The following is a 14495-nucleotide window of genomic DNA, read 5'->3' as shown; positions in this document are numbered from 1 at the left end:
GGGTCGGCCGCAGGTGCGTGCCGCCGCCCGGAACGGGGGTGATGGGGCCCTGGGTCCGCTGTCGGAAGGGGTGGGACGGACTCTCCGTGCCACCCCGGAGGATGAGGCGTCTGCGCCTCGCCGACACCGGAGTCGGGCGCGATGTGGGGCCCAGCCCCTTCCGGGAGAACTCGCCGCGGGGCAGGGACCGTCGCCGCCGCACAGAGACACGGGGTGCAACGGGTGGGTCGACTGCCGAGCTCCCGGGAAGGGATGGGCGACCCACCGGTTGGATGTGTTCAGTAACCCATAGGGGCGACAAGACAGCAATGGGGTTGACGCGCAGTCACCCGGTCGGCGTAGTGCGTCTCGTGGGTCACCCGGTGTGTTTGCGCCTGTGCCGGCCGGCCGGAACGCATGACGTGACGGGTGTGCTCCGATCATGGAGAAGCCGGTCCCCGAGCCCGGCCCCTCTGACGCGGTGGTGCGCACCACCGCGGCCATGGTGTGCACCACCGATGTGCACACCATGCGGGGTGCGATGCCGGTCGCCCCGGATGTGACGTTGGGTCATGAGGCGGTCGGTGTCGTCCACGCGCTCGGCTCCGCCGTCGAGGGCCTGGAAGTGGGCCAGTGGGTCGCGGCCGCCGAAATCACCCCGTGTTTCCAGTGTGATTCGTGCCAGCGCGGGTTCTCCTCGCAGTGTGGGGGACGGATGCTCGGCGGTGCCAGGTTCACCCAACAGCGGGACGGGAACCTGGCCGAGTACTTCCTGGTGAACAACGCCCAGGCCAATCTGGCGCCGATCCCCGACGGACTCTGTGACCACCGGGCCCTCTACGCCACCGACATGCTGTCCACGGGCTTCGTCGCCGCCGAACGCGCCGAGCTCGCACTGGGGGAGACCGTCGCGGTCTTCGCCCAGGGGGCGGTGGGCCTGTCCGCCACGATCGGCTGCCGACTGCTGGGCGCGGGCCTCATCATCGCCGTCGAGTCGGTTCCCGCTCGCCAGGAGCTGGCCCGCCGCTTCGGCGCCGATGTGATCGTCGACCACACCCGGTGCGAGCCGGTCCAGCGGATCCTGGAGCTGACCGACGGCCAGGGCGTGGACGCCGCCATCGAGGCCCTCGGCACGCCCCGGACGTGGGAGGCGACGTTCCGTGCCACCAGACCCGGAGGACGGATCTCCAATGTCGGGTATCACGGTGAGGTGGCCGAACCGCTGCGGATCCCGCTGGAACCGTTCGGCTACGGGATGTCCGACAAGCAGGTCTACGCGGCGTTCAACCGTGGCGGGCGGGGATGGCTCCGGCGGATCTTCCGGCTGCTGGAGTCCGGAAAGGTCGACCCCACGCCGATGACCACGCACGAGTTCGGCTTCGACGCGATCGAACGGGCCTTCCGGATGATGGCTTCGAAGGACGACGGGATCATCAAGCCGCTGATTCACTTCGACGCCGGCCATGTGTAGACCGCACCGCGCCCACGGCACCGGACCCTTCGGTGCCGCACGGCTTCTCGGGAGCGCAAAGGTGGGCCAGTGGAAGAGCCACTGACCCACCTCTTTACTGGCTGGTAGTCATGCTCCACTCTGTGGGGGTGCGGGCCGTCCGAAGGTGCGGCCCGGACACCTCCGTGTGCCCGCGTTGCCCGCGTGCGTGCGGTCGTTGCTGCCCTCGTCCCGTCCGCACCCCGCTTCGCTGTCCGTCCGCGCCCCGCCCCGACGCGAGTCCGTGCCGCGTCGCGGAGCCACCACCCACCACCCCCGAGTGCGCAGCGGCCCCCATCCGGGCCGCACCGCTCTTCGAGGAAGGCAGGAACCATCGTGTCCCGTTCGACCCGCATCCGTAGATCTGTCATGTCCCTGGCAATTGTGGCTGGAGTGTGCACCGCCACCCTCACCCCCGTGGCCGCCTCCGCCACCCCTGGCCCGGGAGCCACCCGTACCACCGCCGGATCCCAGTCCGCCACCGCCACTGCCACCCGGACGCCGGGTCCGTTCACCGAGCCCGGCTTCGCCGCCACCTGCGAGTGGCACCGCTTCGGTGAGGGCGAGGTCCCGCCGTGGCAGCTGATGTTCCGCGATCCGCTGTGCGTCGAGTACAGCAAGCGCGACATCACCTTCGACAACGGCGGTGCCCTGCGCTTCCTGGTCGCCGAACCCTCCCGCTTCGCCCTCGCCATGGTCACCTGCCGCTACTACCAGCAGGACCACTGGAGCGTGCAGACCACCACCGGCTCAACGCCCTGGGTGACCTGGGACGGTCAGTACTGGTGGGACAAGACCAGGCAGCGGGCCGGAGCCCGGCTCACCCACTTCCGGATCCACGGCACCAGCGTCGGGATCGGCGACGCCGTGGCCGCGCTGCGCCCCACCCATCCCGAACTGGCCGATGTCCTCGACGAGTACGGCAGTGAAGCCGGAGAGACCGGCCTGACCACGACCCTCCCGTATGATCTGCGCTGCGATCTGGCCGGATGACCACCATGCCCCCGCACCCTGAGCACCCTGAGCACCCCGGCACCTCCGCGCCACCCGCTCGCCGGACGATCCTCAGCGCCCTCACCGCCACCGTCGCACTCCTGGCCGCCGGTCAACTCCCTCCCGCCGTCTCCCGGGCGGTCGCCGCCGAGACCGGGGCCACGGGATGGACCGTCCAGACGATGGAGGCGTTCGCGGACACCCTGATCCCCGGTGAACGCCGCTCCAGCGCTGACCGCGCCATCGCCGGGGCCGTCACCGGCCCCGGCGCCGTACAGGCCGGGGTGATCCAGACACTCACCTCGCCCGAACTGCCCCTGGCTCCGCTCCTGCCGGAGATCGCGGCCCTGCTCAACGCCCGAGCACTCGCCTACGCCACGCTCCACCTGATCCTGCTGCCGCCCACCCTCCCGGCCTTCGTCGGCCTGCCGTTCCGCCACCGCACCACGCTCCTCGGCACCCTCTTCGATCCCGGGGAGCCCGACCGCGCCATCTGGCAGGTGCTGAGCCTGCTGACCGGTCTCGCCTTCGACAGCGCAGCCCATCTGGACACCCGCCAGGCCCTGGACGCCCACCACCCCGGACTGGACTGGCTGGACTTCCCACCGCCCGGAGCGGACGGGCTGTGGCGCTTCCCCCACTACTCCTACGGCAAGGCCCTGGCCACCCCGCACCCCGCCACCACCCCGTCGGGGAGCCCCGCATGAGCGCGCAGACCACCGACGTACTCGTCATCGGCAGCGGCTTCGGCGGCGCCATCCCCGCGTACTACCTGGCCGCCGGAGGCGCCCGCGTCACCATCCTGGAACGCGGACCGCGGCTGGCCGCGGACGACTTCGCCCACTCCCTGCAACTGGGCACCTACAACCGCATCGTCGACGTCGTACGCGGTGAGGGCATCGCCGTGGTCACCGGCAACTGCGTCGGCGGCGGCAGCGTCGTGTACTTCGCGGCCTCCCTGCGCGCTCCCGCGTTCATCTTCGAACGCCGTGGCGGCACCGGCCGCCGCATCTGGCCCGCCGCACTCACCCGCGCCGCACTCGACCCCTGGTACGACCGCGTCGAAGAAGCCCTGCCCGTCACCCGCACCGACTGGTCCGACGTCTCCTACGCGGGCGGGATCCTGGCCGCCGCGTGCCGGCGCACCGGGCACACCTGCAACCCCGTGCCCGTCGCCGTCGACACCGACCGCTGCACCAACTGCAACTGGATGCTGTCCGGCTGCCGGTTCGACGCCAAACGCTCCATGCTCCTCAACTACCTGCCCGCGGCCGAGGCCCACGGCGCCACCATCCACCCCCTGCACGAAGTGCAGAGCATCAGTCCCTCACCCCTGTCCGGCCACCGCTACGCCGTCAGCTACACCGTCCTCGACCCCGATGACTACACCTGCACCCCCACCACGGGCACCATCCACGCCAAGGTCGTCGTCCTCGCGGCCGGGGCCGTCGGCACCCCCGTCATCCTCCAGCGCTCCGCACTGCTCCTCGGCGGCATCCCGGCCGCCGTGGGACGGTACTTCTCCGGCAACGGCGACCGCGTCAGCGTGGCCGACGTGAACGAGGACAAGGTGCGCACACTGCTCGGCCTGTCCCGCCCGGACGGCGTCCCCTACCAGGGGCTGCCGATCGGCCGCCCCATCACGGCGGCCACCTACGACTACCTGGACGCCGCGGCACCCGAGTACAGCCGCTTCAGCCTCCAGCAGATCTACTTCCCGTCGCTGACCAATGTGCTCGCCCAGGCCGCCGACCCGCCCCACTGGTTCGGCATACCGGCGCGCGCCCTGCGCTCCCGGTGGAAGTCCTGGCTCACCCTGCTGGCGATGACCGAGGACGACAACGAAGGCACCTTCTCCGCCGTCCCGCCGCTCACCGGCAGTTTCACCCGCCTCGCCCCCGGCCTCGGCCTCGGCACCATGACCTACCGTCCCACCACCCGGACCCGCGACGGCTGGCACACGGCGGACCAGGCCCTGCGCGGGATCCTCGAAAAGGACGGACTGGCCCAGGTGCGGCCCTGGAGCGAAGACGTGGCCGGAGCGGTGACCGCCCATCCGCTCGGCTCCGCCCGCATGGGCGACACCTCCGCCACCAGCGCCCTCACCGACACCGGAGAACTCCGCGGCCACCAGGGCCTGTTCATCACCGACGGCTCGGCCGTCCCCACCTCCCTGACCGTCAACCCTTCCCTCACCATCGCCGCCCTCGCCGAACGCGCCACCCCCGCCATCACCCGGCGCGCCGCCCAGACCGGTGCCGAGGTCCGCTACGGAGCGCCCGTGCCCACCCCATGACCACGATGTCCACCTCACCCAACCGGCCATGTACCCCGGTGCGGACCCGCACCGGGGTACACCGCCGCCGGTAGCGTGCCCACCATGATGGTGGGCACCGAGGAAACCAGGCTGGTCGTGCTGCGCGGCAACAGCGCTTCCGGCAAGTCGTCCGTCGCGGCCGGGCTCCGCGACACCTTCGGCCGCGGCCTCGCCCTGGTCGGACAGGACACCATCCGCCGCGTCGTGCTGCGCGAACGCGACCGCCCGGGCGCCGTGAACATCGGCCTGATCGACGCCGTCGCCCGTCACGCCCTGGACGCCGGGTACCACGTCGTCGTCGAGGGCATCCTGTACGCCGAGCACTACGGTGAGATGCTCGCCCGGCTGCGTGCCGACCACCGGGGCCCGACCCACGGCTACTACCTGCAGGTGCCGTTCGCCGAAACGCCGGCCCGGCACCTCACCGAACCCCAGGCGGACGAGTACGGCGAGGCGGAGATGCGCGAGTGGTACCGCGAACTCGATCTGCTGCCCGGCGGCGTCGAAAGGGTCATCGGCGCCGACAGCACCCTGTCCGACACCGTCGACCGCATCATGTGCGACACCGGGCTGGCCCATCTCCCGGCGCTGGAGCGCTGACCCGAGGACACGCACACGCGTCGCGCCGCACCGGTGCCACGCCGTCACCCCGCACCGCGGCGGGACGCCGCCACGCGGAACTTCTCCACCGGGCGCTACTTCTGCGTGCTTCCCCGAGTCGGTACAGTCCGTGATCCACGCCGGAACGTTTTCCCCGTACAACGGTCCGGTGACACACGTGCCCCAACGCCCAGGAGACCCCATGCTTCGTCAGCAGGCTCTCAGGCCCGCGATGACGTGTCTGGCGCTCGCGCTCGCCGCCACCGTCAGCGCTCCGGTGACCGCCACCGCCCGGGAGACCACCGCGCACCGCACGCCGCGCGCCGAGTGTCCGCAGCTGAACAAGGACCTGCACTGGTACGGCGACAACCGGGCCGGACTCCAGCGCATGATCGACGAACGCGGAACCTGCGGTCAGGGCTCCCGTCCCGGATCGCCGAAGCCCGTGGCGGCGTTCGACTGGGACAACACCATCGTCAAGAACGACATCTCCGACGCCACGCTCGCGTGGATGCTCAAGCACGACAAGATCCTCCAGCCCAGCAGCTGGCGCGCCACCAACAAGTGGATGACCGAGGCGGCCCATCGCGCGCTCACCCGCGCCTGCGGCACCTCCGTTCCCGTGGGACGGCCCCTGCCGACCTCGACGGACACCGACTGCACCGACGAGATCCTCGACATCTACGCGGACGAGGAGACGTCGACCGGGAAGACCGCCTTCAGCGGGGTGTGGAACCACCGCAGGACCGTACCCTCCTACGTCTGGATCACCCAGCTCTTCGCCGGGCACACCCCGGCGCAGCTGACCTCCTTCGCCCGCAAGGCGCGTGCCGAGAACCTCGCCGCGCCGATCGGCACGAAGCAGACGGTCGGAACCCACAGCTGGGCCGGTTACGTGCGCTACTACGAGCAGCAACTCGACCTCATCCGCACTCTCCGCGAGGCCGGGTTCGACGTCTGGGTGGTGTCCGCCTCCGCGGAGCCGATCGTCCGGGCCTGGGCCCCGGGCGCGGGATTCCCGGACGACCGTGTCGTGGGCATCCGCAACGTCGTCAAGAACGGCCGGCTCACCACGGGTGTCCAGGGATGCGGTGACGTCGGGGACAACACCGGCGGTGACGTCCTGACCTACATGGACGGCAAGCGCTGCTGGATCAACAAGAGCATCTACGGCATCAAGGGCGCCGAGGCATGGCGTGAGCAGGACCCCGCACACCGGATCGCGTTCGGCGCGGGCGACGCCGAGACCGATGTCACCTTCGTCAATGACGCCACCGCCGGGCACCTGGCCATCAACCGCAACAAGACCGAGCTGATGTGCCGGGCGTATGACAACGCCGACCGGCGGTGGTTCATCAACCCGATGTTCATCGAGCCGAATCCGCGCCAGAAGACGCCCTACCCCTGCGCCACCAAGGGACATATGAACACCGATGGTGTCGAGGCACCCCTGCGGCGCCCCGACGGATCCGTCGTCCCGGACCAGGAGGACCGGGTGTACCCGCACACCTCCTGACGGACCTCACCGGGCCCCGCCGCCCACGGCCGGGCGGGGTGAATTCGGGCGTTCGAGGGGCGGGCCCTGTCTCCGGGCCCGCCCCACACCCCGCGCCGTTGGGACGGACCGGACCCGCCGCCCTCGTACCCTGGTCCCCGTGCCATCCTCCCGACTCCACCGTGTCGCCGTCCTCGTGCTCGAAGGCGCGAAACCACTCGACGTCGGCATTCCCGCCCAGGTGTTCACGACCCGCGCGAGCATGCCCTACGAAGTGCGGGTATGCGGTGCGTCGCCCGGTCTCGTCACCGGTGGCGACGGCCTCTCGTACCACGTGGCCCACGGTCTCGACGCGCTCGAGTGGGCCGACATCGTCTTCGTCCCCGGCTACCGGCACCCGGACCGCGAGGATCCGCCCGGGGCCGTCGTGGCCGGGCTGATCGCGGCCCACCGGCGGGGCGCGCGGCTCGCCGCCATCTCCACAGGCGCCTTCGCGCTCGCCGCCACCGGTCTGCTCGACGGCAAGCGTGCCACGACCCACTGGCACTACGCGCGGGCCCTCGCGGTGAAACACCCGCTCATCGACGTCGACGAGAACGTCCTGTTCGTCGACGAGGGCAGTGTGCTCACCTCCGCGGGCGCCGCCTCCGGTATCGATCTGTGTCTGCACATCCTCCGAGCCGATCTCGGGGTGGCCGCCTCCAACCACGCCGCCCGCCGCCTGGTCGCGGCCCCCTACCGCAGCGGCGGTCAGGCGCAGTACGTACCGCGCAGCGTGCCCGAGGCGCTCGGTGAGCGTTTCGCCGCCACCCGGGAGTGGGCGCTGCAGCGCCTCGGCGAACCCCTCACCCTCAAGGCGCTCGCACGGCACGCGGCGGTGTCGCCGCGCACCCTGTCGCGGCGCTTCGTCGACGACACCGGCTACACCCCCATGCAGTGGGTGATGCGCGCCCGCATCGACGTGGCCCGTGAACTGCTCGAGCGGTCCGAGCGGAGTGTGGAGCAGATCGCCACCGATGTGGGCCTGGGCACCGGGGCGAACCTGCGGCTGCACTTCCAGCACATCCTCGGCACCACCCCCACCGAGTACCGGCGCACCTTCACCCAGGGCGAGTAGCCGTTCGCGAGCTGGCGCGATCCTTTTGAACCGTGGCGCTCTCGCCTAGGTCACGGACCGGCATCCGCGCGCGACGCTGGTGGCGAACGGAAGGGACACCATTCATGACTCGCATCGCCATCAACGGGTTCGGCCGCATCGGACGCAATGTGCTGCGCGCACTGCTCGAGCGCGACAGCGACCTCGAGATCGTCGCCATCAACGACCTCTCGGAGCCCGCGACCCTCGCACGGCTGCTCGCCTTCGACACGACGGCGGGCCGTCTCGGCCGCCCGGTGACGGTCGACGGGGACACCCTCGTCGTCGACGGCCGTCGGATCAAGGTGCTGGCCGAGCGCGAACCGGAGCGGCTGCCCTGGGCCGACCTCGGGGTGGAGATCGTGCTGGAGGCCACCGGCCGCTTCACCTCGGCCAAGGCCGCCCGCGCGCACCTCGACGCGGGAGCGAAGCGGGTCCTCGTCGGCGCTCCGTCCGACGGTGCCGATGTCACGCTCGCCTTCGGGGTCAACACCGACGCGTACGACCCGGACGTGCACACGATCGTCTCGAACGCCTCGTGCACGACCAACGCGCTCGCGCCGCTGGCCGCGGTGCTCGATGAACTCGCGGGCATCGAGCACGGCTTCATGACCACGGTGCACGCCTACACCCAGGAGCAGAACCTCCAGGACGGCCCGCACCGCGACGCCCGCCGCGCCCGCGCCGCCGGTGTCAACATCGTGCCGACCACGACGGGCGCCGCCAAGGCGATCGGTCTGGTGCTGCCGAACCTCGACGGCAAGCTGTCCGGTGACTCGATCCGCGTACCGGTTCCGGTGGGCTCGATCGTCGAGCTCAACACGACCGTCGCCCGTGACGTCACGCGCGAGGAGGTGCTGGCGGCGTACCGGTCCGCAGCGGACGGGGCGCTGAAGGGCGTCCTCGAGTACTCCGACGACCCGCTCGTGTCGTCCGACATCACCGGCAACCCGGCGTCGTCGATCTTCGACTCCGAGCTCACCCGTGTCGAAGGCCGCCACGTCAAGGTGGTCGCCTGGTACGACAACGAGTGGGGCTTCTCGAACCGGGTGATCGACTCGCTCGAGCTCCTCGCCGCGCGCTGACCCGCGCCACGGGCGCCCCCACCGGGCCGCCACCCCGCTACGGCACCGCCGGGGTGGTCACGGTGGGGGCGCCCGAGGCGTTTGTGCGCTGATTGGCGCAAGAGGGGGTCCGGGACGGCTGATGCCTGCGAGGCTGTCTCAATGAGGACCCTTTACAGAAGCCTGCTCCGTATGCTTCCCCGGTTCGGGGTACAGGTGCTCGATCTCGGCGCCGGTACGGCGGTGCTGTCCCGGCGGGGTGAACGCACCCGTGTCCCCGTGGGCCGGGAGGCCGATCTCGTGATCCGCGGCGAGGGCCCGTACACCGCGGCGCGGATGCGCAAGGGCGTGTGGGTGGTCGCCCGCGGCCGTGGCGATCCGGCCGCCACCTGGAAGTCCGTCCCGCTCGGCAACACCGGTGCCCAGCTCCTCCTCGACGAGAGCGCCGCGTCCGACGAACGCTCGCTCCAGCTGGCGGCGGCCACCTTCCTGTGCACCCACCACGTGGCTGGGCTGCTGGAGCACTACGGGGTGAACTGCGTCTTCGACGTCGGCGCCAACACCGGTCAGTACGCCAAGCGGCTGCGCGGGCTCGGCTATCCGGGCAGAATCGTTTCCTTCGAGCCCACCGAGGATGCGTTCGCCAAACTGCGGCAGGCCGCGGAGCCCGATCCCGAATGGTGGGTGTACCCCTTCGGCCTCGGGCGCGAGGACGCCACACACTCCATCCACGTGGACTGGAACACCATGAACTCGCTGCTCCCGCCCAGCGAGTACGGCAAGGGCCGCTACCGCCGGTTCGCCAGGACCCGCACCGAGGAGATCGAGCTCCGCAGGCTGGACGGTGTGATGGACAAGGCGCTGGCCGGCCTGACCGAGCCCCGGCCCTATCTGAAGATGGACACCCAGGGGTACGACCTGGAGGTGTTCGCGGGCGCCGGGGACCGGGCGGGAGAGTTCGTGGGGATGCAGTCCGAGGTGGCGGCGCTGCCGCTGTACGAGGGGAGCCCCCGGATGGCCGAGGCGATCGCCGTGTACGAGGAGAGCGGCTTCGAGATCACCGGTATGTATCCGGTGACCCGGGAGGCGACGACGGGCCGGGTGGTGGAGTTCGACTGCGTGATGATGCGCGCGGCCGCCGCCCCGCGCTAGGGCATGTCCGCGAGGTCGCGTCGGATCAGCCCGCGGCGACTTTGCGGACACGCCCTGGGGCGACGGCGCTTCCCCGCATCCTGAGGCCCCGGACCGGCAGACGGTCCGGGGCCCTCGGCGTTCCCGCGGCCGCCCGGCCGCCCGCGAGGGTGAACCATGCCTCATTCCGGAGGGCGTCCTTGCTATGCATCGAGTTGCATAGCAGGATCATGGCCATGGCGCTCGAACACGCGATCCTCGTTTCCCTGCTCGAGAAGGCCGGATCCGGCTATGAGCTGGCCCGGCGGTTCGAGCGGTCCATCGGCTACTTCTGGACCGCCAGCCACCAGCAGATCTACCGCGTGCTCAAGCGCATGGAGAGCGATGGCTGGATCGAGGCCCGCGAGGTGCAGCAGCAGGCCCGGCCGGACAAGAAGGAGTACTCCGTCGCCGAGCCCGGCCGCGCCGCCCTGTCCGAGTGGCTGCACGAACCGGTCGAACCCGAGAGCGTGCGGCATGACCTCGCCGTGAAGATCCGCGGCGCGGCCTTCGACGATCCCGCGGCCCTGATCAGCGAGGTCGAGCGGCACCGCCGGGCGCACAGCGACCGGCTCGACCGCTATCTGGCCGGTGAGGAACGGGACTTCACCGGCCCCGAAGCCCCCGTCGAGCTCAGCGCCGGGGAGTCGCTCCAGCACGTCGTGCTGCGCGGCGGCATCGCCTACGAGCGGATGACGCTCGCCTGGCTGGACGACGTCCTGGACACGCTCCACCGGCTCCGACCCGAGAGCTGAACCCCGGCGCCACGAGCGGCTCACACCGCACCCCGACGCGCCCCCGTACCTCCACCACCCACCCCACCACTGCGAGCAGGAAAGGTGACCCTCCGTGGCCGACGCACTGCTGTTCAACCCGCGTACCTACGACCCGGCGCACTTCGACCCCGAGACGCGCCGACTGCTGCGCGCCACCGTCGACTGGTTCGAGGACCGCGGCAAGCGCCAGCTGATCGAGGACTACCGCACCCGCGCCTGGCTGGCGGACTTCCTGGCGTTCTCCGCCAAGGAAGGACTCTTCGCCACCTTCCTCACCCCGGCCTCGGCCGCCACCCCCGAAGAGGGGGACAAGCGCTGGGACACCGCCCGGATAGCCGCCCTCAACGAGATCTTCGGCTTCTACGGGCTGGACTACTGGTACGCCTGGCAGGTCACCATCCTCGGCCTCGGCCCCGTCTGGCAGAGCGACAACGCCACCGCCCGCGCCCGGGCCGCCGAACTCCTCGCCCAGGGCGAGGTGTTCGCCTTCGGCCTGTCCGAGAAGTCCCACGGCGCGGACATCTACTCCACCGACATGCTGCTGGAGCCGGACGGCGAGGGCGGCTTCCTGGCCAGCGGCTCCAAGTACTACATCGGCAACGGCAACGCCGCCGGGCTCGTCTCCGTCTTCGGCCGGCGCACCGACGTCGAGGGCGCCGACGGCTACGTCTTCTTCGCCGCCGACAGCCGCCACCCGTCGTACCATCTGGTGAAGAACGTGGTCGACTCCTCCAAGTACGTCAGCGAGTTCCGGCTGGAGAACTACCCGGTCGGTGCCGACGATGTACTGCACACCGGCCGCGCCGCCTTCGACGCCGCGCTCAACACCGTCAACGTCGGCAAGTTCAACCTCTGCACCGCCTCGGTCGGCATCTGCGAGCACGCGATGTACGAGGCCGTCACCCACGCCCAGAACCGCATCCTCTACGGCCGTCCCGTCACCGCCTTCCCGCACGTACGCCGGGAGCTGGCCGACGCCTACGTCCGGCTGGTCGGGATGAAGCTGTTCAGCGACCGTGCCGTCGACTACTTCCGCACCGCGGGCCCCGACGACCGCCGCTACCTCCTCTTCAACCCCATGACGAAGATGAAGGTGACCACCGAGGGCGAGAAGGTCATCGACCTGATGTGGGACGTCATCGCCGCGAAGGGCTTCGAGAAGGACACCTACTTCTCCCAGGCCGCCACCGAGATCCGCGGGCTGCCCAAGCTGGAGGGCACCGTCCACGTCAACCTCGCCCTGATCCTGAAGTTCATGGGCAACCACCTGCTGGCCCCGGCCGAGTACGAGCCCGTGCCGACCCGCCTGGACGCGGCCGACGACGCGTTCCTCTTCCGCCAGGGACCGGCCCGCGGCCTGGGCGCCATCCGCTTCCACGACTGGCGCGCCCCCTACGACGATTACGCCCACATCCCCAACGTCGCCCGCTTCCGCGAGCAGGCCGACGCCCTGTGCGAGTTCGTCACCACCGCCGCGCCCGGCGAGGACCAGAGCAAGGACCTGGACTTCCTCCTCGCCGTCGGCCAGCTCTTCGCGCTGGTGGTGTACGGCCAGCTGATCCTGGAGCAGGGGCGGCTGACCGGCGTCGAGGAGACCGTGCTCGACGAACTGTTCGCGGTCTTCGTGCGTGACTTCTCCGCCTACGCCGTGGAACTGCACGGCAAGGACTCCGCCACGGCGGAGCAGCAGAACTGGGCCCTGGGCGCGGTCCGGCGCCCGGTGGTGGACGAGGCCCGCTCGGCCCGTGTCTGGGAGCGGGTCGAGGCGTTGTCCGGGACCTACGAGATGGCTCCCTGACCGGGGCCATACGGCTTCCCTGACGAACGGCGAAGGCGCCCGCACCGGTGGTACCGGTGCGGGCGCCTTCGGCCGGACGGGACGCGGGATCCGGGGATCAGACCCGGCCCGCGGGCAGCTTCCCGCGCCCGAACAGCTTCCGTTCACCGTGGAGGGCGAACGGTGTGGTCCGCAGATCGGCGATCCGTATCCCGAAGATCTTCAGCTGGAGCATCAGCTCGGTCTTCAGGTCGTAGCCCGCGCTCAGCGCCCACGCCGGAGCGCCGCCACCGGTGCCTGCCGCGGCGCGTCCGGTGAGATACACCGACAGGTCCCCGCCCACACCGACGGTGTCGTAGAGGAACACCTCGGCGTGTGCGCCGACACGGGCCGTCGCGGTGGCCGCCCCCTGGACCCGGGGATTGCCGCCCTTGGTCCGCTGATCCGCCTCGCGCAGCGCGCGCCAGCCGTTCTCCCGGTCGTACCGTGCGCCCACGGCGAACGAGCCGGTGGTGCGCTGGTCGGCGTCGAGCACGATGCGGCCACCCGCGGTGAAGCGGTAGTTGAAGGTCACCTCGGTGCTCACCACGACCGGAATCGGGCCCACCCAGAAGACATGACGGCCGGTGACCGCCGCCAGCGGCACCGAGACCTTCCCGGTGTCCGCGGTGCCCCGCACCTTTCCGTGCACCTGCCAGCCGTAGCTGTAGGAGCCGCCGAGGCCGACGGCCGCCCGCTGCGGCAGCAGACTGAGCCCGCCGCGCCGGTCGTACTGGAAGATCAGCTCCGGCCGGAAGGTGATGTCCCCGGCCAGCCGGGCGGGCGACCTGTCGGTTGCCTGCACTCCCTTGGGCAGGGGCACGTCGAGGCCCAGGCGCAGGGCGCCCAGTCCCTTCGCCGCGGCGGACGGAAGGGGCCCGTGCGGGGCGGTGCGTGCCGCGCGGTGCCCGAGCTGGGTGTGCGCGCCGCTGTCGGAGGCCGACGGGGCCGGGGTCGGTGAGGCATCACCGGCCGGGATGTCGCCGGCGCCGGCGGACGGCGTCGGGCTCGTCCCCTGGGACGGCGCCGTGGCAACGCCACCGTCCTCCGCGCCGGGGCCGCCGCCGTCGGACGGCTTGCGTACGGTGACACCGGAGGAGAGCGGTTTGACGCTGAGCTCATCGCCGCGCAACGCCGTGCGGCGGTTCACCTTCTGATCGCCGAGCAGCTCCGAGAGGGTGGCGGGCGCGGTGGTGACCCGGACCTCGCCGTCCTGCGAGCCGGTGACGGTGCGCACCTTGAACAGCGCGCCCGCCGGGGCCTTCCGGCTCGGCGCCGCGGCGATGACGTCGCCCGAGCGTACGGACTTGCCACCGGATGCCTTGAGCACCGCCCGCTTCCCGGCGGCGTCGTACGACGACAGCTTCACGGCGACCGACCGGTTCGGACCGGTGGGCGTCCCCGAGGGCTTGGCGACCACGGCACCGCCCTCCGGGGCGGCGGCCGCGCCATCGGCACCGGACACGGTGTCCGGGCCGGGGGAGCCGGTGGCTCGTGTCCCGGACGCGCCGGGGCCGGAGTCCGGGGAGTCCGAGAGGAGCGAGTAGCCGCCGAGGGCGGCGGGGACCAGCACACCGAGGGCGGCGGCGGGCACCGCGATGCGGCGCCAGGAAACAGCCATGGGAGTCCTTGGGGATGACCGATGAGGGGACGGCAGGGCC

General features: G+C 71.2%; 12 protein-coding genes. 11 read left to right on the top strand and 1 reads right to left on the bottom strand.

Annotation, left to right across the window (positions count from 1 at the left end; translation table 11 throughout):
- The first annotated feature begins 421 nt into the window (after window positions 1-421).
- From AC07FT_RS32390 to AC07FT_RS32340, 11 genes are all read left to right on the top strand, one after another.
- Window positions 422-1450 (top strand): alcohol dehydrogenase catalytic domain-containing protein, encoded by a 1029-nt coding sequence (locus AC07FT_RS32390; RefSeq protein ID WP_479179600.1) that lies wholly within the window; start codon window positions 422-424, stop codon window positions 1448-1450.
- Between the two features lie 411 nt (window positions 1451-1861).
- Window positions 1862-2461 carry a hypothetical protein gene (locus tag AC07FT_RS32385; RefSeq protein ID WP_479179598.1) on the top strand — a complete coding sequence of 200 codons (600 nt, stop codon included), beginning with the start codon at window positions 1862-1864 and terminating at the stop codon, window positions 2459-2461.
- Complete coding sequence (locus AC07FT_RS32380) at window positions 2458-3168, top strand: DUF5987 family protein (protein WP_479179596.1); 711 nt, start codon at window positions 2458-2460, stop codon at window positions 3166-3168. The genes AC07FT_RS32385 and AC07FT_RS32380 overlap by 4 nt, the downstream gene beginning before the upstream one ends.
- Window positions 3165-4757 carry an FAD-dependent oxidoreductase gene (locus AC07FT_RS32375; protein WP_479179595.1) on the top strand — a complete coding sequence of 531 codons (1593 nt, stop codon included), beginning with the start codon at window positions 3165-3167 and terminating at the stop codon, window positions 4755-4757. The genes AC07FT_RS32380 and AC07FT_RS32375 overlap by 4 nt, the downstream gene beginning before the upstream one ends.
- An 87-nt stretch (window positions 4758-4844) precedes the next feature.
- On the top strand, window positions 4845-5378 hold the full coding sequence (locus tag AC07FT_RS32370) for a P-loop NTPase family protein (RefSeq protein WP_479179627.1): 534 nt from the start codon (window positions 4845-4847) through the stop codon (window positions 5376-5378).
- 202 nt (window positions 5379-5580) lie between these two features.
- Window positions 5581-6894, top strand: a complete 1314-nt coding sequence (locus tag AC07FT_RS32365; RefSeq protein WP_479179594.1) for a haloacid dehalogenase-like hydrolase — start codon at window positions 5581-5583, stop codon at window positions 6892-6894.
- Window positions 6895-7033: 139 nt separating this feature from the next.
- Complete coding sequence (locus AC07FT_RS32360) at window positions 7034-7990, top strand: GlxA family transcriptional regulator (RefSeq protein ID WP_254749236.1); 957 nt, start codon at window positions 7034-7036, stop codon at window positions 7988-7990.
- A 104-nt stretch (window positions 7991-8094) separates the two neighbouring features.
- Window positions 8095-9093, top strand: a complete 999-nt coding sequence (gap, locus tag AC07FT_RS32355) for a type I glyceraldehyde-3-phosphate dehydrogenase (RefSeq protein ID WP_471205038.1) — start codon at window positions 8095-8097, stop codon at window positions 9091-9093.
- 171 nt (window positions 9094-9264) lie between these two features.
- Window positions 9265-10224, top strand: a complete 960-nt coding sequence (locus AC07FT_RS32350; RefSeq protein WP_479179592.1) for an FkbM family methyltransferase — start codon at window positions 9265-9267, stop codon at window positions 10222-10224.
- 215 nt (window positions 10225-10439) lie between these two features.
- Window positions 10440-10997 carry a PadR family transcriptional regulator gene (locus AC07FT_RS32345; protein WP_479179591.1) on the top strand — a complete coding sequence of 186 codons (558 nt, stop codon included), beginning with the start codon at window positions 10440-10442 and terminating at the stop codon, window positions 10995-10997.
- Window positions 10998-11091: 94 nt separating this feature from the next.
- A complete protein-coding gene (locus AC07FT_RS32340; protein WP_479179590.1) occupies window positions 11092-12816 on the top strand; it encodes an acyl-CoA dehydrogenase family protein in 1725 nt (574 codons plus the stop codon).
- A 97-nt stretch (window positions 12817-12913) separates the two neighbouring features.
- Here AC07FT_RS32340 and AC07FT_RS32335 read toward each other — a convergent pair whose 3' ends face one another.
- Window positions 12914-14455 carry a hypothetical protein gene (locus AC07FT_RS32335; protein WP_479179589.1) on the bottom strand — a complete coding sequence of 514 codons (1542 nt, stop codon included), beginning with the start codon at window positions 14453-14455 and terminating at the stop codon, window positions 12914-12916.
- Window positions 14456-14495: the final 40 nt, after the last annotated feature.

The sequence above is a fragment of the Streptomyces sp. NPDC045899 genome (genome assembly GCF_056431485.1).
Note: the sequence above shows the minus strand (reverse complement) of the source record. Positions and strands in the feature narration are given on the sequence as shown.

What these genes read in the sequence shown, in the direction of transcription:
- gap (WP_471205038.1), top strand. Translation starts at nt 8,095, where the DNA reads ATGACTCGCATCGCCATCAACGGGTTCGGCCGCATCGGACGCAATGTG.
- AC07FT_RS32350 (WP_479179592.1), top strand. Translation starts at nt 9,265, where the DNA reads ATGCTTCCCCGGTTCGGGGTACAGGTGCTCGATCTCGGCGCCGGTACG.
- AC07FT_RS32335 (WP_479179589.1), bottom strand. Translation starts at nt 14,455, where the DNA reads ATGGCTGTTTCCTGGCGCCGCATCGCGGTGCCCGCCGCCGCCCTCGGT.
- AC07FT_RS32375 (WP_479179595.1), top strand. Translation starts at nt 3,165, where the DNA reads ATGAGCGCGCAGACCACCGACGTACTCGTCATCGGCAGCGGCTTCGGC.
- AC07FT_RS32365 (WP_479179594.1), top strand. Translation starts at nt 5,581, where the DNA reads ATGCTTCGTCAGCAGGCTCTCAGGCCCGCGATGACGTGTCTGGCGCTC.
- AC07FT_RS32345 (WP_479179591.1), top strand. Translation starts at nt 10,440, where the DNA reads ATGGCGCTCGAACACGCGATCCTCGTTTCCCTGCTCGAGAAGGCCGGA.
- AC07FT_RS32380 (WP_479179596.1), top strand. Translation starts at nt 2,458, where the DNA reads ATGACCACCATGCCCCCGCACCCTGAGCACCCTGAGCACCCCGGCACC.
- AC07FT_RS32370 (WP_479179627.1), top strand. Translation starts at nt 4,845, where the DNA reads ATGGTGGGCACCGAGGAAACCAGGCTGGTCGTGCTGCGCGGCAACAGC.
- AC07FT_RS32390 (WP_479179600.1), top strand. Translation starts at nt 422, where the DNA reads ATGGAGAAGCCGGTCCCCGAGCCCGGCCCCTCTGACGCGGTGGTGCGC.